This is a genomic window from Streptoalloteichus hindustanus, from assembly GCF_900129375.1.
Lineage (GTDB): Bacteria > Actinomycetota > Actinomycetes > Mycobacteriales > Pseudonocardiaceae > Streptoalloteichus > Streptoalloteichus hindustanus.
The window spans coordinates 830,229-853,148 of record NZ_FQVN01000001.1 but is presented as its reverse complement, the minus strand read 5'-3'; the positions used below and the strand labels follow the sequence as shown (position 1 = coordinate 853,148).

The 22,920-nt window shown below is 72.4% G+C and carries 24 protein-coding genes and 1 tRNA gene; 11 read left to right on the top strand and 14 right to left on the bottom strand.

All coding sequences use genetic code 11. From position 1 onward, the window contains the following. Positions 1–50 precede the first annotated feature (50 nt). Positions 51–755, bottom strand: a complete 705-nt coding sequence (locus tag BUE43_RS04035) for a dienelactone hydrolase family protein (protein WP_073479901.1) — start codon at positions 753–755, stop codon at positions 51–53. 122 nt (positions 756–877) lie between these two features. Between BUE43_RS04035 and hisC the strand changes: the two genes are divergently transcribed. Beyond that, entirely contained in the window at positions 878–1,930 is a 1,053-nt protein-coding gene (gene hisC, locus BUE43_RS04030; protein WP_073479900.1) for a histidinol-phosphate transaminase, read from the top strand. Between the two features lie 7 nt (positions 1,931–1,937). Here hisC and BUE43_RS04025 read toward each other — a convergent pair whose 3' ends face one another. Together BUE43_RS04025 and BUE43_RS04020 are read right to left on the bottom strand one after the other, a co-directional pair. Further along, complete coding sequence (locus BUE43_RS04025; RefSeq protein WP_083959279.1) at positions 1,938–2,405, bottom strand: PIN domain-containing protein; 468 nt, start codon at positions 2,403–2,405, stop codon at positions 1,938–1,940. After that, entirely contained in the window at positions 2,402–2,662 is a 261-nt protein-coding gene (locus tag BUE43_RS04020) for a hypothetical protein (protein WP_073479899.1), read from the bottom strand. The genes BUE43_RS04025 and BUE43_RS04020 overlap by 4 nt, the downstream gene beginning before the upstream one ends. A 285-nt stretch (positions 2,663–2,947) precedes the next feature. On the opposite strand from BUE43_RS04020, the gene BUE43_RS04015 reads away from it, so the two are divergent. Continuing rightward, the gene (locus tag BUE43_RS04015) at positions 2,948–4,153 is read left to right on the top strand and encodes a beta-ketoacyl-[acyl-carrier-protein] synthase family protein (protein ID WP_073479898.1); all 1,206 of its coding nucleotides are present in this window, start codon (positions 2,948–2,950) and stop codon (positions 4,151–4,153) included. A 132-nt stretch (positions 4,154–4,285) separates the two neighbouring features. Here the strand turns inward: BUE43_RS04015 and BUE43_RS04010 are convergent, their stop codons facing one another. The 5 genes from BUE43_RS04010 to BUE43_RS03995 all read right to left on the bottom strand — a co-directional run bounded on the left by BUE43_RS04010 (position 4,286) and on the right by BUE43_RS03995 (position 7,038). After that, positions 4,286–5,131, bottom strand: coding sequence for a putative protein N(5)-glutamine methyltransferase (locus BUE43_RS04010; protein ID WP_073479897.1), 846 nt, complete (start codon positions 5,129–5,131; stop codon positions 4,286–4,288). Positions 5,132–5,402: 271 nt separating this feature from the next. Continuing rightward, entirely contained in the window at positions 5,403–5,528 is a 126-nt protein-coding gene (locus BUE43_RS35565; protein WP_268844406.1) for a hypothetical protein, read from the bottom strand. Between the two features lie 236 nt (positions 5,529–5,764). Next, a tRNA-Ser gene (locus tag BUE43_RS04005) sits at positions 5,765–5,849 on the bottom strand. Positions 5,850–5,881: 32 nt separating this feature from the next. Beyond that, positions 5,882–6,313 carry a MarR family winged helix-turn-helix transcriptional regulator gene (locus tag BUE43_RS04000; protein ID WP_073479896.1) on the bottom strand — a complete coding sequence of 144 codons (432 nt, stop codon included), beginning with the start codon at positions 6,311–6,313 and terminating at the stop codon, positions 5,882–5,884. 137 nt (positions 6,314–6,450) lie between these two features. Further along, a complete protein-coding gene (locus BUE43_RS03995) occupies positions 6,451–7,038 on the bottom strand; it encodes a MarR family winged helix-turn-helix transcriptional regulator (protein ID WP_083959278.1) in 588 nt (195 codons plus the stop codon). 93 nt (positions 7,039–7,131) lie between these two features. Here BUE43_RS03995 and BUE43_RS03990 point away from each other — a divergent pair, with 93 nt between their 5' ends. Next, positions 7,132–8,133, top strand: coding sequence for an EamA family transporter (locus tag BUE43_RS03990; RefSeq protein WP_073479895.1), 1,002 nt, complete (start codon positions 7,132–7,134; stop codon positions 8,131–8,133). On the opposite strand, the gene BUE43_RS03985 is transcribed toward BUE43_RS03990, so the two are convergent. Both BUE43_RS03985 and BUE43_RS03980 read right to left on the bottom strand, forming a co-directional pair. Next, positions 8,017–9,174: an endonuclease/exonuclease/phosphatase family protein gene (locus tag BUE43_RS03985; protein ID WP_083959365.1), complete on the bottom strand. Its 1,158-nt coding sequence runs from the start codon at positions 9,172–9,174 to the stop codon at positions 8,017–8,019. The two genes, BUE43_RS03990 and BUE43_RS03985, sit on opposite strands and share 117 nt — an antisense overlap. A 361-nt stretch (positions 9,175–9,535) precedes the next feature. Further along, entirely contained in the window at positions 9,536–10,711 is a 1,176-nt protein-coding gene (locus BUE43_RS03980) for an alpha-hydroxy-acid oxidizing protein (protein ID WP_073479893.1), read from the bottom strand. Between the two features lie 274 nt (positions 10,712–10,985). On the opposite strand from BUE43_RS03980, the gene ypfJ reads away from it, so the two are divergent. After that, positions 10,986–11,909 (top strand): KPN_02809 family neutral zinc metallopeptidase, encoded by a 924-nt coding sequence (ypfJ, locus tag BUE43_RS03975; RefSeq protein WP_073479892.1) that lies wholly within the window; start codon positions 10,986–10,988, stop codon positions 11,907–11,909. Between the two features lie 180 nt (positions 11,910–12,089). Here ypfJ and BUE43_RS03970 read toward each other — a convergent pair whose 3' ends face one another. Both BUE43_RS03970 and BUE43_RS03965 read right to left on the bottom strand, forming a co-directional pair. Next, positions 12,090–13,622: a M28 family metallopeptidase gene (locus tag BUE43_RS03970; protein WP_073479891.1), complete on the bottom strand. Its 1,533-nt coding sequence runs from the start codon at positions 13,620–13,622 to the stop codon at positions 12,090–12,092. A 91-nt stretch (positions 13,623–13,713) separates the two neighbouring features. Next, entirely contained in the window at positions 13,714–14,400 is a 687-nt protein-coding gene (locus BUE43_RS03965; protein WP_073479890.1) for a GNAT family N-acetyltransferase, read from the bottom strand. A 63-nt stretch (positions 14,401–14,463) separates the two neighbouring features. On the opposite strand from BUE43_RS03965, the gene BUE43_RS03960 reads away from it, so the two are divergent. After that, on the top strand, positions 14,464–15,453 hold the full coding sequence (locus tag BUE43_RS03960) for an NAD(P)H-quinone oxidoreductase (protein ID WP_073479889.1): 990 nt from the start codon (positions 14,464–14,466) through the stop codon (positions 15,451–15,453). Between the two features lie 218 nt (positions 15,454–15,671). Here the strand turns inward: BUE43_RS03960 and BUE43_RS03955 are convergent, their stop codons facing one another. Together BUE43_RS03955 and BUE43_RS03950 are read right to left on the bottom strand one after the other, a co-directional pair. Next, complete coding sequence (locus BUE43_RS03955) at positions 15,672–16,334, bottom strand: class I SAM-dependent methyltransferase (RefSeq protein ID WP_073479888.1); 663 nt, start codon at positions 16,332–16,334, stop codon at positions 15,672–15,674. 117 nt (positions 16,335–16,451) lie between these two features. After that, complete coding sequence (locus BUE43_RS03950) at positions 16,452–17,651, bottom strand: cysteine desulfurase-like protein (protein WP_073479887.1); 1,200 nt, start codon at positions 17,649–17,651, stop codon at positions 16,452–16,454. 117 nt (positions 17,652–17,768) lie between these two features. Between BUE43_RS03950 and BUE43_RS03945 the strand changes: the two genes are divergently transcribed. The 6 genes from BUE43_RS03945 to BUE43_RS03920 all read left to right on the top strand — a co-directional run bounded on the left by BUE43_RS03945 (position 17,769) and on the right by BUE43_RS03920 (position 22,883). Continuing rightward, a complete protein-coding gene (locus BUE43_RS03945) occupies positions 17,769–18,326 on the top strand; it encodes a bacterial proteasome activator family protein (protein WP_073479886.1) in 558 nt (185 codons plus the stop codon). Between the two features lie 579 nt (positions 18,327–18,905). Then, on the top strand, positions 18,906–19,766 hold the full coding sequence (locus BUE43_RS03940) for a TylF/MycF/NovP-related O-methyltransferase (RefSeq protein WP_073479885.1): 861 nt from the start codon (positions 18,906–18,908) through the stop codon (positions 19,764–19,766). A 47-nt stretch (positions 19,767–19,813) separates the two neighbouring features. Further along, complete coding sequence (gene wzm, locus BUE43_RS03935; protein ID WP_073479884.1) at positions 19,814–20,680, top strand: galactan export ABC transporter permease subunit Wzm/RfbD; 867 nt, start codon at positions 19,814–19,816, stop codon at positions 20,678–20,680. Between the two features lie 16 nt (positions 20,681–20,696). Then, positions 20,697–21,497 (top strand): galactan export ABC transporter ATP-binding subunit Wzt/RfbE, encoded by an 801-nt coding sequence (gene wzt / locus BUE43_RS03930; RefSeq protein WP_073479883.1) that lies wholly within the window; start codon positions 20,697–20,699, stop codon positions 21,495–21,497. Further along, a complete protein-coding gene (glfT1, locus tag BUE43_RS03925; RefSeq protein ID WP_073479882.1) occupies positions 21,494–22,423 on the top strand; it encodes a galactofuranosyltransferase GlfT1 in 930 nt (309 codons plus the stop codon). The genes wzt and glfT1 overlap by 4 nt, the downstream gene beginning before the upstream one ends. A gap of 214 nt (positions 22,424–22,637) precedes the next feature. Further along, on the top strand, positions 22,638–22,883 hold the full coding sequence (locus BUE43_RS03920) for a hypothetical protein (protein WP_073479881.1): 246 nt from the start codon (positions 22,638–22,640) through the stop codon (positions 22,881–22,883). Positions 22,884–22,920: the final 37 nt, after the last annotated feature.

Below are 22,920 nucleotides of genomic sequence, written 5' to 3'. Positions count from 1 at the left end.
GGGAGGGCGCCAGCCGGGCCGGCGCACCGGACCTCCCGTCGTCCCCGGGGTCAGCGCAGGTGCGAGTCGAACCAGTTGAGGGTGCGCTGCCAGGCGTCCGCCGCGGCCTTGGCGTCGTCCTCTGCGGGGTCGACCGGCGCCGGGTAGCGCACCACGTCCGTCGCGACGCCCGCGGCGGCCGCGGCCTCCCGCAGCTTCTCCACGTCCTCGTGCGGGATGGACGGGTCGGCCTCGGTGTAGATCCCCAGCCACGGGCAGGTCAGCTCGCCGGCGACGTCGACCAGCGACGGCAGCCCCTCGGAGACCGGGGACAGGATGCCGCCACCGCCGATGGTCACCGCCGCCCCCAGCGACCGGCTCGCCGCCACCACCATGGCGACCGAACCGCCGAGGCCGTAGCCCACGACGCCCATCTGGTCGTCCCGCACGCCCCGCTCGGCCAACCACACGAACGAGGCGTCCGTGTCGGCGAGCACCGACTCGCCGGACAGCCGGTTCACCTGGTCGCGGACCCGGTCGTCCCCGTCCGCCGCGTCCAGTTCGTCCGCGCCGTCCCGGTGGTAGAGGTGCGGCACGACGGCGAGCCAGCCCTCCTGGGCCAGGCTGCTCACCAGGCCGCGCACCGCGTCCGTGACACCGCGGGCCTCGTGCAGCACAACGAGTCCGCCGCGGACGGCGGTCTCCGGCTCGGCGACGGTCAGCCGGAGCTCGCTGCCGTCGGTGAGCGGGAAGGTCTCGGTCCGGATCTCCGTCATGGCTCCCACCCAACCACGCCGGGGTGAACTCCAGTCAACGCCCGCGCCCGCGTCGACCCCTGGGCACGGGCGGGCAGGACCGATAACGTGCGCCCGAGCGAGTGACACAGCGAGGAGCTGACATGATCGTGCGGATCCGCGCCGACCTCGAGCGGCTGCCCGGCTACGTGCCGGGGCGCACCGTCCCGGGCGCCGTCAAGCTGGCCAGCAACGAGGTCTCCCTGGGGCCGTTGCCCAGCGTCGTCGAGGCCATCGCCCGGGCCGGCGCCGAGGTCAACCGCTATCCGGACTCCGCTGCCACGGCGCTGGTCGACCGGCTGGCCGACCGGCTCGACGTCACCCCGGACCAGATCGCGGTGGGCTGTGGGTCGGTGACCCTGTGCCAGCAGCTCGTGCAGGCCACCTGCGGCGAGGCCGACGAGGTCGTGTTCCCCTGGCGCTCGTTCGAGGCGTACCCGATCATCGTCCAGGTCGTCGGCGCGCGGCAGACGCGCGTCGCGCTGACCCCCGGGCACGGCCTCGACCTGGACGCGATGGCCGCGGCGATCACCCCGGCCACCCGCCTGGTGTTCGTCTGCAACCCCAACAACCCGACGGGCACGCCCCTGCGGCGCGCCGCGCTGGAGCGCTTCCTCGACAGCGTGCCGTCGGACGTCCTGGTGGTGTTGGACGAGGCGTACCGCGAGTTCGTCACCGACGCCGAGGTGCCCGACGGCGTGGAGCTGGCCCGAGGCCGGGACAACGTCGCCGTGCTGCGCACCTTCTCCAAGGCGTACGGCCTCGCCGGGCTCCGCGTCGGGTACTGCGTCGCCGAGCCCGACGTGGCGGCGGCGCTGCGCAAGGTCTACATGCCCTTCAGCGTGAACTCGGTGGCCCAGGCGGCGGCCATCGCCTCGCTCGACGCCGAGGACGAGCTGCTCGCGCGGTGCCGCGACGTGGTCGCCGAGCGCGAGCGGGTGCGGGCGGAGCTGCTGTCGGTGGGCTTCGAGGTGCCGGAGACGCAGGCGAACTTCGTGTGGCTGCCGCTGGGCGAGCGGACGCAGGCGTTCAACGAGCACTGCCTGGAGAACAAGGTCGTCGTGCGGGCCTTCGCCGGGGAGGGCGCGCGGGTGACCATCGGCACCCGTGAGGAGAACGACACCTTCCTCTCCGCGGCCCGCTCGTTCACGGCCTGAGGCGTCGTCAGGCCCGCAGGGCCGGGTCCCGGAAGTCGTACACCGGAACCGGCAGACCGGCTCTGACCAGGGCGAGCCAGTGCCGGTCGCCGGTCAGCACCGGTAGGCGCGCGCTCCACGCCCTGGCCAGGCAGCAGATGTCGCCGAGGGACAGGCCGCCGGGACCGCCAGGGCCGGCGGCCCGCCTCGTGGCCCTGTCCAGCCGGCGGAGCGCCGGGAAGTGCCGGGCGTCGGCGGCGTCGGTCGGGTGGACGCCAAGGCCCGTGGCGGCGAGCTCCTGAACCACCTGGTCGGGTGCGAGCCCGACCAGGTCGTCCAGGGCGTGCAGCACCTCGCCGAGGTTGACCGCGGTGATCTCCGAGCGGGCCAGGAGGTCCGCGAACCGCGTGGCGAGCTGGTCGCCGTCGAGCAGCGCCAACACGAAGGACGCGTCGAGCAGGACCGGTCCCGGTGGCAGCCGGTGACGCGCGTTCATTCCAGGCTCGTGTCCGCGGACCGGCCGGCGAACAGGAAGGTCTCGAGGTCGTCCGCTCGGCGGCGCCGGCGCTTGCCCTCGGCCACGGCGGACTGGAGCCGGGTGAGCGCGGCCCTGGGGTCCTCCAGCACGATCCGGCCGGGCCCGGCCGCGTACGCCACGAGTTCCCGCGCGTCGTCCAGTCGGGCCTCGGTGAGGAGCGGCGCCGGCAACGCCGGCCGGCGTTCGCTGTCCAGCACGAGCCGGTACGTGCTCACGCCGTCACGGTACGCCCGGCCTGGGGGATCGCGCCTTTTCCTGCGCACGGCCGCCGGGTGTCACGGCGACGGGTGAAAACACCCTTTTCGGGGGATTCCCACCGTTTGGTCGCCTCACTCAGCGACAGATCTTGTAGATGGCCGACAAGATTCTCACCGACAAGTCCGTGCACCAGCGATCTCGGATTCCGGGAACCCCGCTGGCAGAGTCGACGCGGGAAGATCATGCGAGCCGTCACGGGTTCGCCGTGCCTTGTCGTTGTCCCCTGACGGAAGAGAACCAACGTGCATGACGTGGTGGTAACCGGCATCGGCGCGACCACACCCCTGGGGGGTGACATGCCCACCACCTGGACCGCGATGTTGGCCGGCGAGTCCGGTGTCCGCGCCCTCGACGACCTGCCCGACGACCTCCCGGTACGGCTGGCCGCTCCGCTGCGCGTGGAGCCGGGAACGGCGCTGGACCGGGTGACCGCCCGCCGGATGGACCGCTGCGAGCAGATCGCCATGGTCAGCGCCCGCGAGGCGTGGGCGGACGCGGGACGCCCCGAGGTCGAGCCCGAGCGGCTGGCCGTGGTGATCGGCACCGGCGTCGGCGGGGTCCTGACCATGCTGGAGCAGGACGACGTTCTGGAGCGGTCGGGACCGCGACGGGTCTCCCCGCACGCGGTGACGATGTTGATGCCCAACGGGCCAGCCGCATGGGTGAGCCTCGACCTGGGCGCTCGCGGCGGCGCCCGCACCCCGGTCAGCGCCTGCGCCTCCGGGGCGGAGGCCATCGCGATGGGGCTGGACCTGATCCGGCTGGGCCGCGCCGACGTGGTGGTGGCCGGCGGCGCCGAGGCGTGCCTGCACCCCCTGCCCCTGGCGGCGTTCGCCCAGGCGCGCACGCTGTCCCGCCGGCACGACGACCCGGCGGCCGCGTCCCGCCCGTTCGACGTCGGACGGGACGGCCTGGTGCTGGGCGAGGGCGCCGCGGTGCTCGTGCTCGAACGGGCCGACTTCGCCCGCGCCCGCTCGGCGCGCCCGCACGGCGTGCTCGCCGGGGCCGGGCTGACCTCCAACGCCTACGACATCGTCGCCTCGGAGCCCACCGACCAGGCCCGTGCGATGCGGCTCGCGCTCGAATCCGCGGGGTTGGAGCCGCAGGACGTGGACCACGTGCACGCGCACGCGACCTCCACCCCGCACGGCGACCCGATCGAGGCCGAGGCCATCGCGGACGCCGTGGGCGCCCGTCCCGTCGTGACCGCCACGAAGTCGATGACGGGACACCTGCTCGGCGCCTCCGGCGCGTTGGGCGCGATCAGCGCGCTGCTGGCGCTGCGGGACGGGATCGTTCCGGCCACGAGGAACCTGGACGAGCTGGACCCGCGCGTGCGGCTCGACGTCGTGCGGGGCGAGGGCCGTCGGGGCGACTGGAAGGCCGCGCTGGCCAACTCGTTCGGATTCGGTGGGCACAACGTCTGCCTGGCGTTCACTCGCGCCTGACTCACCGCGGGAAGCCGTCGCGGCACGGCCCTCTCCGCGCTTTGCTCCTCCCTGGCCGTTCTCCAGGCCAGGGAGGAGCTCGCGCTCCGGCAGCCGGTCGTCACCTTCAGCCGCACGCGGACCGACAACGCGTCAGCCGGAAACCAACACCACCGACGGCTCTGCGGTGTTGACGCCACCAGGGATGCCCAGACGCGGTCTGGTCCCGATGACGACGGTGGCGTCGAGCTCCTCGGAACTGGTGATCCGCGGAACCAGGCCGCATCGGGCGAAGATCCCCGCCGTCCTCCGCGCCTGCCGCTCGCTCGTCTCCACCAGCAGATGACCCCCGGGCGCCAACCACCGCGGCGCGGCTTCGGCGACACGGCGCTGGACGTCGAGCCCGTCCGCCCCGCCGTCGAGCGCCACCCGTGGCTCGTGGATGCGCGCCTCCGGGGGGAGCAGCCCGATTTCCTCGCTGGGAACGTAGGGCGCGTTGGCGACCAGGACGTTGACCCGCCCCCGCAGTCTCAGGGGCAGCGGCTCGTAGAGATCCCCCTGGTGCACCTGCCCCCGTGACCCGATGTTGCGGCGGGCGCTGCCCACGGCGGCGGGATCGATGTCAACGGCGTGCAGTTCGATCCGGTCCAGCGTCGCGGCCAGCACCGCGCCCACCGCTCCCGAGCCACAGCACAGGTCGACGACGACAGTTCCCGGGCCAGCCAGAGCGCCGGCCTGGCTGGCGAGGAACTCGGTGCGAGGGCGTGGCACGAAAACCCGGGGATCCACGGAGATGCGGAGACCGCAGAACTCCGCCCAGCCGAGGACGTGTTCGAGGGGCAGGCCGGCGACGCGCCGGTCCACCATCGCGGCGAGGTCGGCCGAGGTCCGCGCGGCCGTGACGAGCGCGTCGGCCTCGTCCTCCGCGAAGACGCAACCGGCGGCCCGGAGCCGGGAGACGACGGCGGACAGGGCACGGGGCGACAGGGGAAGTGACATGAGAGCCTTTCGGGAAGCCGAAGGGCGCTCTCCCGGTCACCTACGCCGAAGGGACCGCGGACTCGTGAGATGAGAGCACCCAGCCTGACAGGGCGTTGATGGGTCCCACCTCCTCAGGAGATCCGCTGCTGGAGCGGCAACCATACTCGAACGGAGTACCCCGCAGGGCGTTCCGACACGGCGCGTCACGTGAGCGAACGCGCGCCCCGCTCCTCCCCCACCGGACGAGGGAGCGGCCGGCTCCGCCGCCGGGCAACGAGGCGCTCCTCGGTCAGTCGCGGAAGGAGCCGTCCGCCCGGCGCTGGTGCTTGAGCATCACGTGCGAGCACTGGGGGCAGGTGCGCATCGCGAGCTTGAAGATCCACACCCACCACACGACCAGGACCACGCGCGCCATCTTGACGAGCGCGGAACGGGTGCAGGCCGAGCAGTCGCGGCAACCGGACACGCGGACCCCCTCAGTCGATCAACGGTGCTTCTTCGTTGATGCCACATCTCGCGCCCGTGGTGGGCCAGGAGTGACGGAGGCAACGGGCCGGGGCGACCGCGAGGGCCGCGCGCGGATCTCGCCCGACCGCCGGCGAAGTCGTCGCGACCAGCGGGCCCGAGCTGTTCCCGCTGGTCATCGGTTTGCGGAAGCGGAGGGATTCGAACCCCCGGACCCTCGCGGGTCTCCCGCTTTCAAGGCGGGTGCATTCGGCCGCTCTGCCACGCTTCCAGGTTCGGGAGCGTAACTGCCTGCGCGGGCAATCAGCAGCCGGAACCCCGGAGGTGACCGATCACACGCTCGAAGATCCTGGCCAGCGTGGCCCGCTCCTCGGGCTCCAGCAGGTCGATCAGGTTGTCCCGCACCCCCTCCACGTGGGTGGGCGCCGCGGCCTGGAGCAGCTCCCAGCCCTTCTTCGTGAGGTGCGCGAAGACGCCGCGTCCGTCGCTGGGACACTCGGTGCGCTGCACCAGCCCCGCCGACTCCATCCGGGCGATCTGGTGCGAGACCCGGCTCTTGGACGAGGCGACCGTGCTGGCGAGCTGGCTCATCCGCATCCGGTGGTCCGGCTCCTCGGACAGCCGGACGAGGATCTCGTAGTCGGCCAACGCCACGTCGTGCGACTCGGCGAGATCACGGTGCAACCGGTACTCGAGCATCTGGCTACCGACGATGTACGCGCGCCAGGCGCGCATTTCGTCATCGTCGAGCCAGCGCGGTTCCGTTCCAGCAGCGGCGGTCACCTCACCAGGCTAGGCCCTCCCCCGCGTGTGGCTTCGACCATCGTTGTGTTCACCGCCACGCGGAAGGCGGCATCCGCCAACCGGTCGACTCAGCGCTGTCCGGCGTCCGGCGTGTCCCCGAGGTGCACCAGGAGTTGGCGGAGCAGGTCGGCGAGCTGGTCCTGGCCCGGCCCGTCCAGCCCGGCGAGGAGCTGCCGCTCCCGGTCCAGGTGCGCGCCCACCACCTCGTCGACCAGCTCCCGACCGCCGTGCGTGAGCTGGACGAGCACTCCCCGCCGGTCGGCTGGGTCGGGGGCGCGCTCGACCAGGCCGCGCTTCTCCAACCGGTCCAACCGGTGCGTCATCGTGCCGGAGCTGATCATCATCGTGCTCTGCAGCCGACCCACCGTCAGCCGGAACGGATCGCCGGACCTGCGCAGGGCTGCGAGCACGTCGAACTCCCACCCCGTCAGGTCGTAGCGGGCGAAGTTCTGCGCCAGCCCGCGGTCGATCAGGACGGTCAGCCGGCCGAGCCGGCCGACCACCCCGATCGGGGAGGGGTCCAGGTCGGGCCGCTCCCGGCGCCACTGATCGATGATCGCGGCCACCGCGTCCTCGAACGGGCTCCGCGGCCGCGCCTTCGCCCGCTCCACGCCCTCCCGGCCAGGGCCGGCGGCGTCGTTCACACCTTCGCGCATCTCCCCATTCTGCACGACGTCAAGCTTCTTGACTTCGGGCAACCCGGGGCCCAGACTTCTCGAAGTCGAGAAACTTGAACCCGAGGAGTCCCCATGGGTCACGCCGCCCTCCTGCTCCGGACCGCGCTCGCTCCCGCCCTCTGGGGCACGACTTATCTGGTCACCGCGACGCTGTTGCCCCCAGGACATCCGCTCTGGGCGGCGACACTGCGCGCGCTGCCCGCGGGACTTCTGCTCATCGCACTGAGACCGGGGCTGCCCAGGGGCTCCTGGTGGTGGCGCTCGCTCCTGCTGGGCACGCTCAACATCGGCGCCTTCTTCGCCCTGCTGTTCGTGTCCGCCGAACGGCTCCCGGGCGGGGTCGCGGCGATCCTGGGCTCGGTGCAGACCCTGTTGGTCGTGGTGCTCGCCGCGACGTTGCTCGGCGAGCGGGCGCGTCCCGCTCAGGTCGTGTCCGCCCTCGTGGGCATGGTCGGGGTCGCCCTGTTGGTGCTGCAGAGTTCGGCGTCGCTGGACCCGGTGGGCGTGGTCGCCGGCCTCGGCACCGCGTTGACCATGGCGTTCGGGATGGTGCTCACCCGCCGCTGGGGCCTTCCGCCCGGCGTGAACAGCCTCACCGCGACGGCGTGGCAGCTGCTCGGCGGCTCGCTGGCGCTGATCCTGCTGGCCGGCCTGGTGGAGGGCGCGCCGCCGGCGGTGGACCTCCGCGCGGTGGCCGGGTTCGCCTGGCTGTCGGTGCTGGGCGGGGCCTTCGCCTACGCCGTGTTCTTCGCCGGACTCCGTCGCCTTCCGGCGGCGGCGACGTCCCTGCTAGCGCTGGTCAGCCCGTTGGTCGCGACGCTGCTGGGCTGGGCGGTGCTCGACCAGGCGCTCACGGCCCCGCAGCTCGTCGGCGCGGCTCTGGTGCTCGGCGCGGTGGTGGCGGGGCAGCGGGCGGCCGCCAAGGCCCCGCAGCCAGCACGGCAACGGCACGCGTCCTCACCGGCCCCCGGGGACCAGCAGGTCGACCCAGACGAGGTGGTGGTCGGAAGCGTCGTTGAGTCGCGACAGCGGGTCCTCGCGGGGCGGCCAGAACACGCCGGAACGCAGCGGTAGCAGCGGACGGGACGGCAACACCCAGTCCACCCGCAGGTTGCCCACCGAGCGGTCGTCGAAGTCACCCGTGTCGAGGAAGGAGGGACCACGATGCCTGGCGTTCGCACCGCCCTGCAGGACCGCGGCCTCGGCCGCGCCGGTGCTGACGGGGAACAGGTCGATCACGCGGGGCGCGTGTCGGAGCTGGTTGATGGCCCCGTCCACGCTGTCGCCGTCCAGCGGGTCCGCGTTCTGGTCCCCGGCGACCACGAACGGCGCGCCCACCGGCAGGCCGCCCCGGCGTCCGGCGTCGTCGTAGACGTAGTCCGCCCGACCCGGACGCACGTAGTCCGCCCAGAACCGGATCTCGTCGTGGTTGCGCCGCCCGTTCCGGTCCTCGGGGCCGTCGAACGTGGGTGGGGTCGGGTGCGAGACCAGGAAGTGCACGCTCCGCCCCCCGACCCGCACCGGCAGGTCCCAGTGCGACTTCGAGGAGAGGGGGAAGCGGGCCAACACCTCGTCGGAGTACCAGTCGTTCGGGCGGGGCGTGCTCGCGTCGTCCGGCAGCAGCGCGCCCGGCATGTCCCGCCACCGAAAGTTCTGGAAGGTCCGCGCCGCCGCGGCGTCGATCGGGTGCCGCGACAACACGACCATGCCGTACTGGCCTGGAAACAGGCCGAAGCCCCAGGCGTCGTCGCCACCGCCAACTCGACCGTCCTTGTTCAGGTCGAAGCCGGAGGGCACACCCGTGTTGACCGGGGCGGTCCACACGTGGGGGTAGTGGACCGGCTGGGCGCCGCCCTGGCCGATCTCAAGGTAGTTGCGGCGGAAGGCGTCCACCGCGCGGCCGCCCTCGACGAAGTCGAACTCGTTGAGCAGCACCACGTCCGGCCGCACCCGCTGCAGGACCTCGGCCACCTTCCTGGCCTGGGGATCGTCCGGTGTGGACAGATCCTTCAGGAGCTGGCCCTCGGTGTCCCGGTTCAGCGAGGCGTTGAAGGTCGCGAAGCGAACTCCCCCGAGACGCGCGGGCGACGCGTCAGCCACCGCGACCGCCGGCATCGCCAACGCCGAGGCGAGGACACCGGACACCGCGCCGGCCACCCACGCGAGGACTCGCTGACGCCCCACGACACATCCTCCCCACCAAGGCGCGACCCGGGGATCGCGCTGGACGACCGCCCTGCTCGGCCGGCCAGAACACGGATCCCCGCGTCGGCCCGAACCCAGCGTGACAGAAGCTCCCAACACCGAGGCGAGCGCCGGATGAACGTCTGGTGCCACCCGACGACGCCGGGAGAAGCACGGACGAGAGCCCGACGCAGCCCGCGGGGAACAGAAACTCATCCAGGTGACGCCGTGGCAACGCCCAGGTGGACGGCTGCTGACGATGTCCCCGAACACCCTGAGGGGAACAAGGCACTCACCTCTCGAAGGCGAGGGCCCTCCGGTCGAGATCGGCGGGCGAGCGGTACCCGGCCAGGGCCATGGTCAGGTCGAGCTCGGCGAGCAGGGCTCGCATCGCGTGGACCACCCCACGGTGCCCGGCGAGCGCCAGCCCGAAGGCCCAGAGACGCCCGACCAGGACGGCGTCCGCCCCGAGCGCCAACGCGACCAGGACGTCCGCGCCGGAGCGGATTCCGGAGTCGAACAGCACCGGTCCCCGGGCCGCGACGGCGTCGGCGACGTCCACGAGGCAGTCGAGCGCGGCGCGGGCGCCGTCCACCTGCCGGCCGCCGTGGTTGGACACGACCACGCCGTCGGCCCCGGCGTCCAGGGCGGCGCGAGCGTCGTCGGGATGGCACACGCCCTTCACCAACACGGGCAACGTGGTCCACGAGCGGAGGGTGGCGAGATCTGACCAGGACAGCGAGGGGTTGCCGAACAGCCCGGTGAAGGCCAGGATCGCGGCCCGCCGTGCCTCCGGTCCGGACTCGGGCGGCGCGGCCAGGCGGGACCGGAACACCGGGTCGGAGAAGTAGTTGGCGAGCCCGTGCCCGTGCAGGAAGGGGAGGTGTCCCAGAGCGAGGTCACGGGGCCGCCAGGCCATGGTCCAGGTGTCGACGGTGACGACGATCGCCCGGTAACCCGCGCGCTCGGCGCGACGAACCAGGGACTCCGCGAGTTCCGGGTCGTTCGGCCAGTAGAGCTGGAACCAGCGATTCGCCTCCGGAGCGGCGGCGGCCACCTCCTCCATCGAGGTGGACGCGGCCGTCGACAACACGCTGGCCAGTCCGAGGTCGGCGGCCGCGCGAGCCTGCGCCCGCTCGGCGTCTGGGTGGATGACGCTGGCGGTGCCCACCGGCGCGAGCAGCACCGGTGCGGCCATCGGGGTGCCCAGCACCTCGGTGGACAACTCGCGATCGGTCACGGACCGCAACATCCGAGGCACGAGCCGCCATCGGTCGAAGGCGGCCCGGTTGGCCCGCAGCGTGCGTTCGCTGCCGGCCCCGCCGGCCACGTACGCGAAGGCCTCCGCGGTCATCGCACCCCGGGCGGCGACCTCCAACTCGTCGTAGGTGACCGGCAGTTCGGGTCGTTCGCCGGCCAGGCCCCTGAGGTAGATCTCCAGTTGGAAGTCGCCCAGGTGACCGGCCATGCTCACTCCCCTTCCCGTGGTGCGGCCCCACCGGACCGGTGGGGCCCGAACAGGTGTCGACCTTCGCACGGTCCCAGCGGGTGATCCAGGACGTCGCCCGAAGGGTGTAGCCGGGGCCGGCGAGACGCGCGGACCCGTACCCGGGGGCCGCTCCCGCCCGCACGCGCGCGGGCCTATCGTCGGTGGTGCACCGCGCCTCGGCCGGGCGCCGAGGCGGGGGCACGCTGACGTCCACGGCCCGCCCAGCGGGCAGCTCTCGCTCCGGGAGGATGCGGTGCGGTTCAACGAAGACGCCGAGCTCGACACGTCGCAGGTCGAGGACCTGCGCGGGTCAGGTGGCGGTATCGGTGGCCGGGTGGCGCTCGGCGGAGGAGGCCTGGGCGTCGTCGGCCTGCTGCTCTTCTTCCTGCTCAACCAGTTCGGCGGCGGGGGTGGCACGGCGCCGCCCGGACTGTCGCTGGACCGGCTCGCGCCGGGCCAGCAGGCGGACAACAGCCAGCTCAAGGAGAAGTGCAAGAGCGGCGCGGACGCCAACCGCGACCAGGACTGCGCCCTGGTCGCCACCATCAACTCCATCCAGGGCTACTGGACGGACTACTTCGCCCGGTCCGGTCGCACCTACCGCCAAGCGCCGACGAACTTCTTCGCCGGAGGGGTGAACACCGGCGGGTGCGGCAGCGCGAGCTCCGCCGTCGGCCCGTTCTACTGCCCCGCCGACGCCAAGGTCTACATCGACCTGTCCTTCTTCAAGGACCTGCGCACGCGGTTCAAGGCCGAGGGCGGGCCGTTCGTCGAGGCGTACGTCCTCGCCCACGAGTACGGCCACCACGTGCAGAACCTGCTCGGCACGTCGAGCCGGGTGCGGCACGGCGAAACCGGTCCGACCTCGGGCTCGGTTCGGCTGGAGTTGCAGGCCGACTGCTACGCGGGTGTGTGGGCGAACCACGCGACCCGCACGCCGACGGCGAGCGGCAAGCCGCTCATCGCGGAGGTCACCAAGGACGACGTGAACCGCGCGCTCGACGCTGCCGCCCGCATCGGTGACGACTACATCCAGAAGAACCTGGGCAGCGGCCGGGTGAACGAGGGGCAGTTCAGCCACGGCAGCTCCGCGCAACGCCAGAAGTGGTTCACCACGGGCCTTCAGACGGGCGAGCCCACGAGGTGCAACACCTTCGACACCAACGATCTGGGCTGACCCACCGACAACGGGCGGTGCACGAGGGACTCAGGACAACCGCCCGTTGACCTCCCAAGGTCAAAGCTGTCCACATCGGACAGTCCAATGTGGATATCTGGGGCCCCGAGGGCTATCTACCCGCGTGGAAACGGAGAGGGGCAGGTCGCAGATGCGACCTGCCCCTCCCTTGTTCCGTTCTCAGGCGAGGTTCTCGCCCTTGCTGACGTGCGGCTTGGCGACAGCGGCCCGCTGCTGCTTCGCACGCGCGTCGGCACGCTTCTCCCGCGCCGGGACGCCGTTGACGTCCTCGGTGCTCACGGCGTAGGAGGCGACCACCCACGCCACCGCGTCCGCGTTGCGGTCCAACGCCTTGCGGTCGATGTTGCCGAGGTTGTCGCACGCGTGGTGGTAGCACGGGTCGAACGCCACGCCGGCCTTGCCGCCCCACTTCGCGGCCTGGGCCTCGGTCTTGATGACCTCGGCGCCGGAGTAGACGCCGCCCGCCGGGATGCCCTTGGCGATGAACTCGCCGTAGTCCGAGCGACCGTCGAAGTCGGTGCCCTCGGTCTCGATACCCCTGGCCTTGTAGTAGTCGATGAACGCCTTCTCGATCTGCGCGGAGCCGTAGGGGCCGGAGCCCGCGCCCTTCTTGTCCGAGTCGTCGCCGTCGTAGACGAGGTACGCGGCGTTGGGCGAGCCCAACATGTCGAAGTTCAGGTACAGCGCGAGGTCGAGCTGCTGCTCGAAGCCGAGGTTGCGCACGTAGTGCGTGGAGCCGACCAGGCCGAACTCCTCGGCGCCCCACCAGGCGAACCGCACCGCGTTGTTCACCTTGGGCCTGCTGCCCAGCTGCAGGGCGGTCTCCAGCAGCGCGGCCGAGCCGGTGCCGTTGTCGTTGATGCCCGGCCCGTCGGTGACGCTGTCCAGGTGCGCACCGGCCATCACGACGTTGTCGGTGCGACCGGTCCGGGTCTGGGCGATCACGTTCTTCGACGTGCGCTGCTCCCGCAGGGCCCGCAGGTCGAGGGTGACCGGCTGCGCCGGCTGCTTGGCCAACGCCTCGCCCACGGCCCTGGTGACGCCACCGGTCGGGATCCGCCCGGCGTCGGGCTCACCCAGGGTGCCGTTGACCTCGCCGTCCTCGTTGTTGTAGACCAGCGCGGCCACCGCGCCGGCCTGCGCCGCGACCTGCTGCTTCTGCGCGAAGCCGCAACCGCCGCGCTGGACGAGCGCGATCCTGCCCTTGGCGTCGACACCCGCGTAGTCCTCGGCCTCGCAGCCCGGGGTCGCGTCGACCGGCACCACGGCCAGCGGCGCGGTGACACCGTCCTTCTGGGTGGACGGCGAGTACCGCATGATCCGGACCTGGTGGTCCTTCCCACCCGCGGTGAGCCGCTCGGCCAGCGTCTGCGTGTAGGTGAACGGGAACTCCTGCACGCTGACGTCGAACCCGGCGTCCCGGAGCTTGCCCGCCACGTAGTTGACCGACGCCTCGTGCCCCGGGGTGCTGGACGCCCGGCGGCCGCCGTTGCTGTCCGCGATGCGCTGGAAGGCGACGAGGTGGCGGTTCACCCCGTCCACGTTGACCTTCCGCACCAACTGCCTGGCCAGGGCCGGCCCGTCCGGAGCCGCGGCGGCCGGCTCGGCGTGGGCTGGCGCGGCGGCCAGGGTGATCGCGGCGCAGGACACCGCGCCGAGCGCGCTCCACAGCACGCGTCTGGCAGAAGCCATGGACAGCTCCCCTCAGTAGCTACGCAGGGTGACCAGCCGGGTGGGCTCGGTACCCGATTCCGGCGAAGCCTGACGTCTGGCTCACAGGGGGTCAAGGGGTCGATCGTCGGTGTTCTCCGTTGGTGTTCACCGCGCCCAGCAGGGGCCGGCACGCGGCGAGGCCGGCGACCTCCACCGTCCATCCGGGACGGTGCTCGGCGAAGCGTTCCCTGGTCAGCAGCAGTCGCTGGTCGACGACCGGCCGTCCCCGCCGCACCCGCCGGGTCGTGCCGTCCTCGACGTACCCGAGCTTCCGGCTCACCGCGAGCGACGCCGCGTTGTCCACGAACGCGTCCGACCGCGCCTGCAGGGCGTCCAGGTGGTCGAACGCGAACCCGAGCACGGCGGCGCGCATCTCGACGCCGTATCCCCTGCCCTGGTGCCGCATCCCCAGCCAGGACCCGGTCTGCACCTCCCGCGTCACGGCGAAGTCGGACGCGCTGATCCCCTGCGTCCCGATCACCCGCCCGTCCAGGCGCACCAGGAAGTGCACCGTCCAGTCGTTCGGGCGACACGCCGCACGTTGGGACCAGTAGAACTGCAGCATCTCGCGCCCGAGCGTCTCGGCGGGGGCGTCGGTCCACGGCACGGCGAACGGCATCTCCTCGGGTGGGTGCACACCGAGGCGCGCCTCCTCGGCCAGCTCGAACAGGCCGGAGTCGTCGTCGGGTCGCAGTTCCAGCCGCGGGGTCCGCAGCACCAGGTGGCGCAAGGGCCATGGGTCGGGGTTTTCGGCCATGCGGGGATGCTGTCGCGCGCACCCGTCGTGCGGCGACGGAGTTTCCTCCGTTAGCGTCGTCGCATGTACGCGATCACGGTGCGCGAACCCGGTGGCCCGGAGGTGCTGAGGTGGTCGGCGCTGCCCGACCCGGTGCCCGGCCCCGGCAAGGTGTTGGTGGACGTCGTCGCGACCGCCGTGAACCGGGCTGACCTGCTGCAACGGCAGGGCTTCTACCCGCCGCCACCCGGCGCGTCCAAGGTGCTCGGCCTGGAGTGCTCGGGCACGGTCGCGGCGATCGGGCCCGGTGTGAGCGGCTGGCGGGTGGGCGACGAGGTGTGTGCGCTGCTCGCCGGCGGCGGGTACGCCGAACGGGTGGCCGTGCCGGCGGCCCAGCTCATGCCGATCCCCTCCGGGGTGGATCTCGTCAACGCCGCCGGCCTGCCCGAGGTGGCCTGCACCGTGTGGTCGAACGTGGTGATGGGCGCGCGGCTGCGGGCCGGCGAGGTGCTCCTCGTGCACGGCGGCTCGGGCGGGATCGGCACGCACGCGATCCAGGTCGGCAAGGCGCTGGGCGCGCGGGTCGCGGTGACCGCCTCCGGGCCGCGGCTGGACGAGTGCCGCGAACTGGGCGCCGACATCGCGATCGATTACCGCGAGCAGGACTTCGTGGCGGAGCTGCGGGCCGCGACGGACGGGCACGGCGCGGACGTGGTGCTGGACAACATGGGCGCCGCGTACCTGGGCCGCAACGTCGACGTGCTGGCCACGGGCGGCCGTCTCGTGGTGATCGGCATGCAGGGCGGGCGCAAGGCCGAGCTGGACCTGGGCAAGCTGCTGACGAAGCGGGCGAGCGTCACCGGGACGGGGCTGCGCGGCCGGCCGGTGGAGGGGCCGGGCGGCAAGGCCGAGATCGTGAACGAGGTGCGCGAGCACCTGTGGCCGCTGGTCGCCGACGGCAGGGTTCGCCCGATCGTGCACGCGACGATGCCGGTGCAGGAGGCCACGCGGGCGCACCAGATGATGGAGGACGGCGGCGTCCTCGGGAAGATCATCCTCACGGTGCGGAGCTGAGTTCCTCTACTCCCCCGCGCGCGTTCGGGCAACTCGTTTCCGCCGGAAACGGCCTGGTTGTCCACAGGCCGCCCAGTTGTCCACAGGCTGGCGGTTCGTCCTTCGCCGGGCGGTTGGTTCTCGATAGGCTGGAGCAGGGCTCGCCCCCCAGGGCGGGTGGGGGCTGTCAACAGGAGAGGGCGGGCGGAGGGCCGGGCGCGCGAGGCGTCGCGGGGAAGTCAGCCCGGCGCCAGCACGCAGTGCGCGAGGCCGGTGGCCGGGTTCCGCCGGAACGTCGTTCCGTACTCCTCGGCCCATCGGCTCAGCACGTCGGCGCTGGCCTCGGCATCGTCCGCCAGCACGCTGGCGCCCGGGGCCATCGCGCCCCGCAGCACCGGCATCGCGGGAAACCGCAGCAGGGCCGCGTCCGCTGTCGACGCCTCCGCCCGGTCGGGTCCGTCCACCAGGAGCAGGTCGACCAGACCGAACCGCTCCACGTAGGCCGTCACCTCGTCGCGCACCAACGTCGGCGCGTACCAGGGCAGCCCGTCGAGCCCGGCCGGGTGGGGCGCCAGCGGCGCGTGCACGACCCGGACCAGGTGGTGCAGCCCCTCCCTGCGGAGCTGGAGGTTGACGAACGCCGCCCAGCGCTCGTCGTGCTCGATCGACAGCAGCCGGCCGAAGCCGCGCCGCGCCAGCAGCCGGGCGAGCACCACCGAGGACGGGCCGCTCCCCAGCTCCAACAACACCGTCCGGTTGCCCACCAGCACCTCGTCGAGCAGCGCGGCCAGCGCCGCCGGCCGCAACGCGCGGTCGGGGAACGGCAGGTACTCGGTGAGCAGCGGGGCCAACCGGAGCCACGCGCCGAGGTCGGCGACCGCTCGCGCCAGCGCCCCCTCCACGCGACCTCCCGCGTCGCTCTCCGCCCACCGAGCACGCACCACCGAGCACACCCGCCGACGCCCGGCCACCGACCCGCAGTCACCGACCCGCACTCACCGACGACCGGACCGGACCGGTCAGCCCAGCTCGGCCACCGCCCGCACGAGCTGGTCGACCTCGACGGCGTTGGTGTAGTGGGCCAGGCCCACCCGGATCGCCCCGCCGACCTCGCCCACGCCCAACGCGGCGAACACGCCGTGCTGGCCGGGGTCGGAGAAGGCGCACACACCCCGTCCCGCGAGGTGCTCGACGACGTCCGAGGCCTTGGCCCCGGTGACGGTGAACGCCAGCGCGGGGATGCGGCGCATGGCGTCGCCGATGACCATGACGTGCCGCTGGGCCCGCAGTTCGCTGATCAGGTTGGCCAGCAGCCCCGCCTGGTAGGCCTTGACCGAGCCCAGCGAGGTGAGCAGCCGCTCGCGCCGGGGGCCGACCGCGACGTCGTCGAGCTCGGCGAGGTAGTCGACGGAGGCGACCAACCCGGCCAGCAGCGGGTAGGCGTGCGGCCCCAGCTCCAGCCGTTCGGGGCCGCGGGCGCCCGGCTCCAGCGCGACCGAGGGCAGCCGGTCCAGCATGCCGGCGTCGCGGAACACCAGCGCGCCCACCGGCGGCCCGCCCCACGCGGAGGCGGACACCGCGACGACGTCCGCGCCCATGGTGGCCATGTCCAGCGGGACGAACGGCGCCGCGCCCGACGCGTCCACCACGACCAGGGCGCCGACCCCGCGCGCGGCCTCGGTGATGGTCCGCAGGTCCGGTCGGGTGCCCACCACGCCGGAGGCGGCGGTCAGCGCGACCACCTTCGTGCGGGTCGACAGCAGGTCGTCGTACTGCCACGCGGGCAGCTCGCAGGTCTCGATGTCGATCTCGGCCCAGCGCACGGTGCCGCCCGAGCGCTGCGCGGCGCGCTGCCACGGCGCGATGTTCGCCGGGTGGTCCAGGCGCGAGACCACGACCTCGTCGCCCAGCAGCCAGCCGTCGCCGAGGGCGTCGGCCAGGCGCTGGAGCAGGACGGCCGCGCTCGGCCCGAGCACGACGCCGGCCGGCTCCGCGCCCACCAGGTCGGCGACGGCCCTGCGGGCCGCCTCCACGATCGCCTCGGCCCGTTGCGAGGCGGGGAAGATCCCGCCCGGCCCGGAGACGGGTGCGCGGAGCGCTGTGGACACCGCGGTCGCCACCTGTTCGGGGACCTGCATGCCCGCGGGCGCGTCGAGGTGCACCCACCCGTCGCCCAGCGCGGGGAACAGCCCACGTACCCGAGCGACGTCGAACGCCATGCGTGACACCGTACGGAGGACGCCAAATCTCGTGACGCCCGGGGCTGGCAGTCCCGCCCCGTCGGCGCCCCCCGACCCCCTCGCCGGCACGCTCGGTCGCGAGCCAGGATGGGGGGCATGAACCAGCCCAACGAGAGCATCGGCGCCGCCGAGCAGGAGCACCGCGTCGTGGTGATCGGCCAGGACGGCACGCCGATCGGCACGGCCCGCCTGCCGCAGGCCGCCGCGAACGCCGAGTCGGGCGACGGCCAGGACGTCAGCGACCTGGTCGAGCAGCCGGCGAAGGTGATGCGCATCGGCACGATGATCAAGCAGCTCCTGGAGGAGGTGCGGCACGCGCCCCTGGACGAGGCCAGCCGCAACCGGCTGCGGGAGATCCACCGCTCGTCCATCCGGGAGCTGGAGCAGGGCCTGGCGCCCGAGCTGCGGGAGGAGCTGGAACGGCTGACGTTGCCGTTCAACGAGGAGTCGACGCCGTCCGAGTCGGAGCTGCGGGTGGCGCAGGCCCAGCTCGTGGGGTGGTTGGAGGGGCTGTTCCACGGCATCCAGACCGCGTTGTTCGCGCAGCAGATGGCGGCGCGGGTGCAGCTGGAGCAGATGCGCCGGGGCGCGTTGCCCCCGGGCAAGGGCCAGCCGGAGGGCGGGCACGGCCACAGCTTGGGCCAGTACCTGTGACCGGATGCCGACCGCCGGCCCGGTCCGGGCCACGCGTGGTCGGCCGCACGGGCTGACGCGACCGAGCCGCCTCATCGTCGGAGAGGCGGCTCGTCGCATGTCCGCGCCGTCCACACCCCCAACCACGCCCCTCCCCACCAGCGAAAACACTCCTTCCCTGTGGACAACTCCGAGTTATCCCCAAGTTGTCCACAGCGCTGTGGACAACTGTGTGGACAACCGTGGGGGGTTGTCCACAGACCCGGTCTGCCGTTGATCTCGGAGAAGTCCCACACGATCCGCCGCGACGTTGACGCCTCCGACGGGTAGTCGGAGGGTGGAGGGACGTGCCGCGATCGAGCCACGGCGTCGGAGCGGGGCGGGGACCGCCCGCGACCACGGGCGTCACCCGCGCTTCCGCCACGGCGACCGGCCTGTGGCAGGGCTCACGCGGCCGTCACTTACGATGCACGACCGACTACTCAGAGGGGTGAGCGCGGGCGCGGCCGTTGCCGCGGACCCGCGCACGCGGACCGGGGCGCCGACTACCCGCGGAGCGCCGTGCCGCGACCGTCCCACCACGTTCGGGAGGACTCAGACGTGCGCTACCGGAGGCTCGACCAGTTCCGTCACGTCCTGCGCGCCAAGGCCATGCGCGCCGTCGACGAGGTGGTCGGCAGATACCACCGCCACCAGGTCGAGCAGGTCGACGAGCTGCGGAGGGAGACCGCGGCGCTGCACGACGAGCTGCGCGCCACCCGGCAGGAGCTGGCCGAGGTGCGCGGCGAGGCCGACCGGCTGGTCCAGGCCATCGCGGGGTTCGAGCACCGGGCGCGCCGCGACCTCGCCTACCACGACGAGTACGCCGCCGCCGCGACCAGCGCGGAGTTCGCCAGGGCCGTGATGGGCGCGGTCCCCACCTTCACCGACCCCGTCGCCACCCTGGAGCACGGCCTGGCGCTCGCCGCCGAGGTGGAGGGCATGGCGCTGGAGTTCGGGGTGTTCAGCGGCTCGACGCTGAAGGTCATCGCGGCCGCGCGCGAGGGCAGGGCGGTCTACGGGTTCGACTCCTTCCAGGGGTTGCCGGAGGACTGGCGCACCGGGTTCCCCGCGGGCGCGTTCGACACCGAGCAGCTGCCCGACGTGCCGGGCGCCGAGCTGGTGGTCGGCTGGTTCGAGGACACCCTGCCGACGTTCGTGGCCGAGCACGAGGGGCCGGTGGCGTTCCTCCACCTGGACGCGGACCTCTACTCCTCAACGCGTACTGTCCTGCGCCATGTGGGCCCGCGCCTGCGGGTGGGCAGCGTCGTGGTGTTCGACGAGTTCTTCAACTACCCCGGCTGGCAGGAGCACGAGTACCGCGCCTGGCAGGAGTACGTGGCCGAGACCGGGATCGAGTTCCGCTACGAGGGGTACACGGTCGACAACGAGCAGGTGATCGCTCGTGTCACGGGCATGTGATGGACCACTGGCAGGCCAGCGCCAACCCGCCGGTACCCTCACTAACTGTGCAATCCCCCAGCACCGTCGAGCAGCCTGACCAGGCACCTCCCGTCCCGTCGCGCAGTTTCGCTCGGGCTCGCCAGGACCTGACCCAGGGGTGGCGGAACCGCCAGCTCTGGGCCCACCTCGGGTGGCAGGACATCAAGCAGCAGTACCGCCGCTCGGTCATCGGTCCCCTGTGGATCACGATCAGCATGGCCGTGACGGCGACGGCGCTGGGCATCCTGTACTCGGGCCTGATGGGCCAGCCGCTGGAGCGCCAGCTCCCCTACGTGGCGGTCGGCTTCATCGTCTGGAACTTCATCGGCGGCTGCGTCAACGAGGGCGCCAACGTCTTCATCGCCAACGAGGGCCTGATCAAGCACCTGCCCGCGCCGATCAGCGTGCACGTGTACCGGCTGGTGTGGCGGCAGACGCTGTTGTTCCTGCACAACCTGGTCGTCTACGTGGCCGTGCTGCTGATCTTCCCGCCGTGGAACTACGGCGGTCACATCAGCTTCAGCATGCTGCTCGCCGTCCCGGCGCTCCTGCTGCTGATGGTCAACGGCCTGGCGGTGTCGACGTTCGTCGGCATCGTCAGCACCCGGTTCCGGGACATCCCGCCGATCACCGGCAGCGTCGTGCAGATGCTCTTCTTCATGACGCCGGTGGCCTGGATCTACGACTCCCAGCTGCTCCACAACAGCCCCCGGGTGAAGTACGCGGAGCTGAACCCGTTCCTGCACTACGTGGAGATGATCCGGCAGCCGATGCTGGGCCAGCCGATCGTGTGGCGGCACTGGTACGTCGTGCTGGTGGCCACGGTCGTGCTGACCGGGCTGGCGGCGATCTTCCTCCGGAACTACCGTGCCCGCGTCTCCTACTGGGTGTGAGTGAGGCCGAACAACAGTGGTCAGCATCGACGTCTGGAACGCGTCCGTCGAGTTCCCCATCTTCGACGCCAAGACGCGGTCGTTGAAGAAGGCCGTGCTCGGCAAGGCCGGCGGCAAGATCAGCAGCGACGCCAAGGTGCCGGTCATCGAGGCGCTGCAGGACATCAACATCTCGCTGCGCCACGGTGACCGCGTGGGCCTGGTCGGCCACAACGGCGCCGGCAAGTCCACCCTGCTGCGGCTGCTCTCCGGGATCTACGAGCCGACCAGGGGCAACTCCCGGGTGGTCGGCAAGGTCGCCCCGGTGTTCGACCTCGGGGTCGGCATGGACCCGGAGATCTCCGGCCACGAGAACATCATCATCCGGGGCCTGTTCCTCGGCATGACCCGCGCCCAGATGGAGAAGCGGGTCGACGACATCGCCGACTTCACCGAGCTCGGCAACTACCTCAACATGCCGCTGCGCACGTACTCGACGGGTATGCGGGTGCGGCTGGCGCTGGGCGTGGTGACCTCGATCGACCCGGAGATCCTGCTGCTCGACGAGGGCATCGGCGCGGTCGACGCGGCGTTCCTGGAACGGGCGCGGGACCGGCTCAACGACCTGGTCCGCCGCTCCGGCCTGCTGGTCTTCGCCTCGCACTCGGACGAGTTCCTCATGGAGCTGTGCAACTCGGCGATCTGGATGGACCAGGGCCGGATGAAGATGCAGGGCGGGCTGCGCGAGGTGCTCACCGCCTACAAGGGCCACGACCCGTTCCAGAACGTCCCGCAGCACGTGCTGGACCGGCTCGCGGCGGTCGGCGGTTCCGCATGAGCGGGTCGGCGTCCCCCGCGCGGTCGCCCCTGCCCCCGGGCGCGGTGGTCGCCGTCATCGTCACCCGGCACCGCAGGGAGCTGCTCGCCGAGTCGCTGAAGGTGGTCGGCGCGCAGACCCGGCAGCCCGACCACCTCGTCGTGGTCGACAACGGTCCCGACCAGTCGGCGGCCGACGTGGTGGCGGACTGCCCCGTCCCCAGCACCTACCTGGCCTCGCACCGCAACCTGGGCGGGGCCGGCGGGTTCGCGCTCGGGATGCTGCACGCGCTCGCGATGGGCGCGGAGTGGATCTGGCTCGGCGACGACGACGGGCGCCCCGCGGACGAGCGGGTCCTGGCGACCCTGCTGGAGGAGGCGCGGCGGCGGAAGCTGGCCGCAGTCTCCCCGGTCGTGGTCGACATCGAGCGGCCGGAGCGGCTGGCCTTCCCCATGCGGCGGGGTCTGACCTGGAAGCGCGGGACGCGCGAGCTGGAGGGCGTGGACGGGGACTTCCTGCCCGGGATCGCCTCGCTGTTCAACGGCGCCCTGTTCCGCGCGGCCACGCTCGACGTGGTGGGCGTGCCGGACTACCGCCTGTTCTTCCGCGGCGACGAGGTGGAGATCCACCGGCGGCTGCTGCGCAGCGGGCTGCCGTTCGGCACCACGCTGCGCGCGGTGTTCGCCCACCCCAACGGGTCGGCCGAGTTCAAGCCGATGCTCGGCGGCCGGTTCCACGCGCAGGACCCGGAGAACGAGGTCAAGCGCTACTACACCTACCGCAACCGCGGGTACCTGCTCTCCCAGCCGGGCATGCGCAAGCTGGGGATGCTGGAGGTCGCCCGGTTCGGCCTGTACTTCCTCGGCGTCCGACGCGACCCGAAGGCGTTCCTGGAGTGGTTGCGGCTCGTGCGCCTCGGCCAGAAGGAGCGCTTCTTCCGCAAGTGAGCGCCGCGTGCGACTTCGGCGACCGCCGCCGGTCCACGGCCCCAGCGAGGGCCAGGCCGGCGGCGGTCGGCGTTCCGGGCGCGGATCGGCTCTCCGGCGCCGGTTGGCTCCTCGGCGCCCGTTGGTACCCTGGCGCCGTTCGCCGGCAGGGGAAGGTGTCTGCCCGGAGTGAACCCGGGTTCCCCGGGGCGGGCCGATGTGGTGCCGTGGGGTCATGAGCGCAGCCAAGCGAGCCCTCGTCCTCCACCTGGTCGGCGGTGGGGAGCCGGTGTGGGTCGCCCTCGACGAGGACACGGCCGCCGACCTCGGCCAGCGACTGCACCAGCTGGTGAAGACCGGCCAGACCTGGAACATCCCCGCCGCGGACGGCACGACGCTGGTCGTCAACTTCGCGCACGTCGCGACGGCGCACGTCGCCCCGCTGAACGGCGACTCCCGGATGTACGGGTACGTGAAGTAGACGTTTCCGTCCCGGAGAAGGAGACGGCCTGTCCCAC

What these genes read in the sequence shown, in the direction of transcription:
- BUE43_RS04035 (WP_073479901.1), bottom strand. Translation starts at nt 755, where the DNA reads ATGACGGAGATCCGGACCGAGACCTTCCCGCTCACCGACGGCAGCGAG.
- hisC (WP_073479900.1), top strand. Translation starts at nt 878, where the DNA reads ATGATCGTGCGGATCCGCGCCGACCTCGAGCGGCTGCCCGGCTACGTG.
- BUE43_RS04025 (WP_083959279.1), bottom strand. Translation starts at nt 2,405, where the DNA reads ATGAACGCGCGTCACCGGCTGCCACCGGGACCGGTCCTGCTCGACGCG.
- BUE43_RS04010 (WP_073479897.1), bottom strand. Translation starts at nt 5,131, where the DNA reads ATGTCACTTCCCCTGTCGCCCCGTGCCCTGTCCGCCGTCGTCTCCCGG.
- BUE43_RS35565 (WP_268844406.1), bottom strand. Translation starts at nt 5,528, where the DNA reads ATGGCGCGCGTGGTCCTGGTCGTGTGGTGGGTGTGGATCTTCAAGCTC.
- BUE43_RS04000 (WP_073479896.1), bottom strand. Translation starts at nt 6,313, where the DNA reads ATGCGCGCCTGGCGCGCGTACATCGTCGGTAGCCAGATGCTCGAGTAC.
- BUE43_RS03995 (WP_083959278.1), bottom strand. Translation starts at nt 7,038, where the DNA reads ATGCGCGAAGGTGTGAACGACGCCGCCGGCCCTGGCCGGGAGGGCGTG.
- BUE43_RS03990 (WP_073479895.1), top strand. Translation starts at nt 7,132, where the DNA reads ATGGGTCACGCCGCCCTCCTGCTCCGGACCGCGCTCGCTCCCGCCCTC.
- BUE43_RS03985 (WP_083959365.1), bottom strand. Translation starts at nt 9,174, where the DNA reads ATGCCGGCGGTCGCGGTGGCTGACGCGTCGCCCGCGCGTCTCGGGGGA.
- BUE43_RS03980 (WP_073479893.1), bottom strand. Translation starts at nt 10,711, where the DNA reads ATGGCCGGTCACCTGGGCGACTTCCAACTGGAGATCTACCTCAGGGGC.
- BUE43_RS03970 (WP_073479891.1), bottom strand. Translation starts at nt 13,622, where the DNA reads ATGGCTTCTGCCAGACGCGTGCTGTGGAGCGCGCTCGGCGCGGTGTCC.
- BUE43_RS03965 (WP_073479890.1), bottom strand. Translation starts at nt 14,400, where the DNA reads ATGGCCGAAAACCCCGACCCATGGCCCTTGCGCCACCTGGTGCTGCGG.
- BUE43_RS03960 (WP_073479889.1), top strand. Translation starts at nt 14,464, where the DNA reads ATGTACGCGATCACGGTGCGCGAACCCGGTGGCCCGGAGGTGCTGAGG.
- BUE43_RS03950 (WP_073479887.1), bottom strand. Translation starts at nt 17,651, where the DNA reads ATGGCGTTCGACGTCGCTCGGGTACGTGGGCTGTTCCCCGCGCTGGGC.
- BUE43_RS03945 (WP_073479886.1), top strand. Translation starts at nt 17,769, where the DNA reads ATGAACCAGCCCAACGAGAGCATCGGCGCCGCCGAGCAGGAGCACCGC.
- glfT1 (WP_073479882.1), top strand. Translation starts at nt 21,494, where the DNA reads ATGAGCGGGTCGGCGTCCCCCGCGCGGTCGCCCCTGCCCCCGGGCGCG.
- BUE43_RS03920 (WP_073479881.1), top strand. Translation starts at nt 22,638, where the DNA reads ATGAGCGCAGCCAAGCGAGCCCTCGTCCTCCACCTGGTCGGCGGTGGG.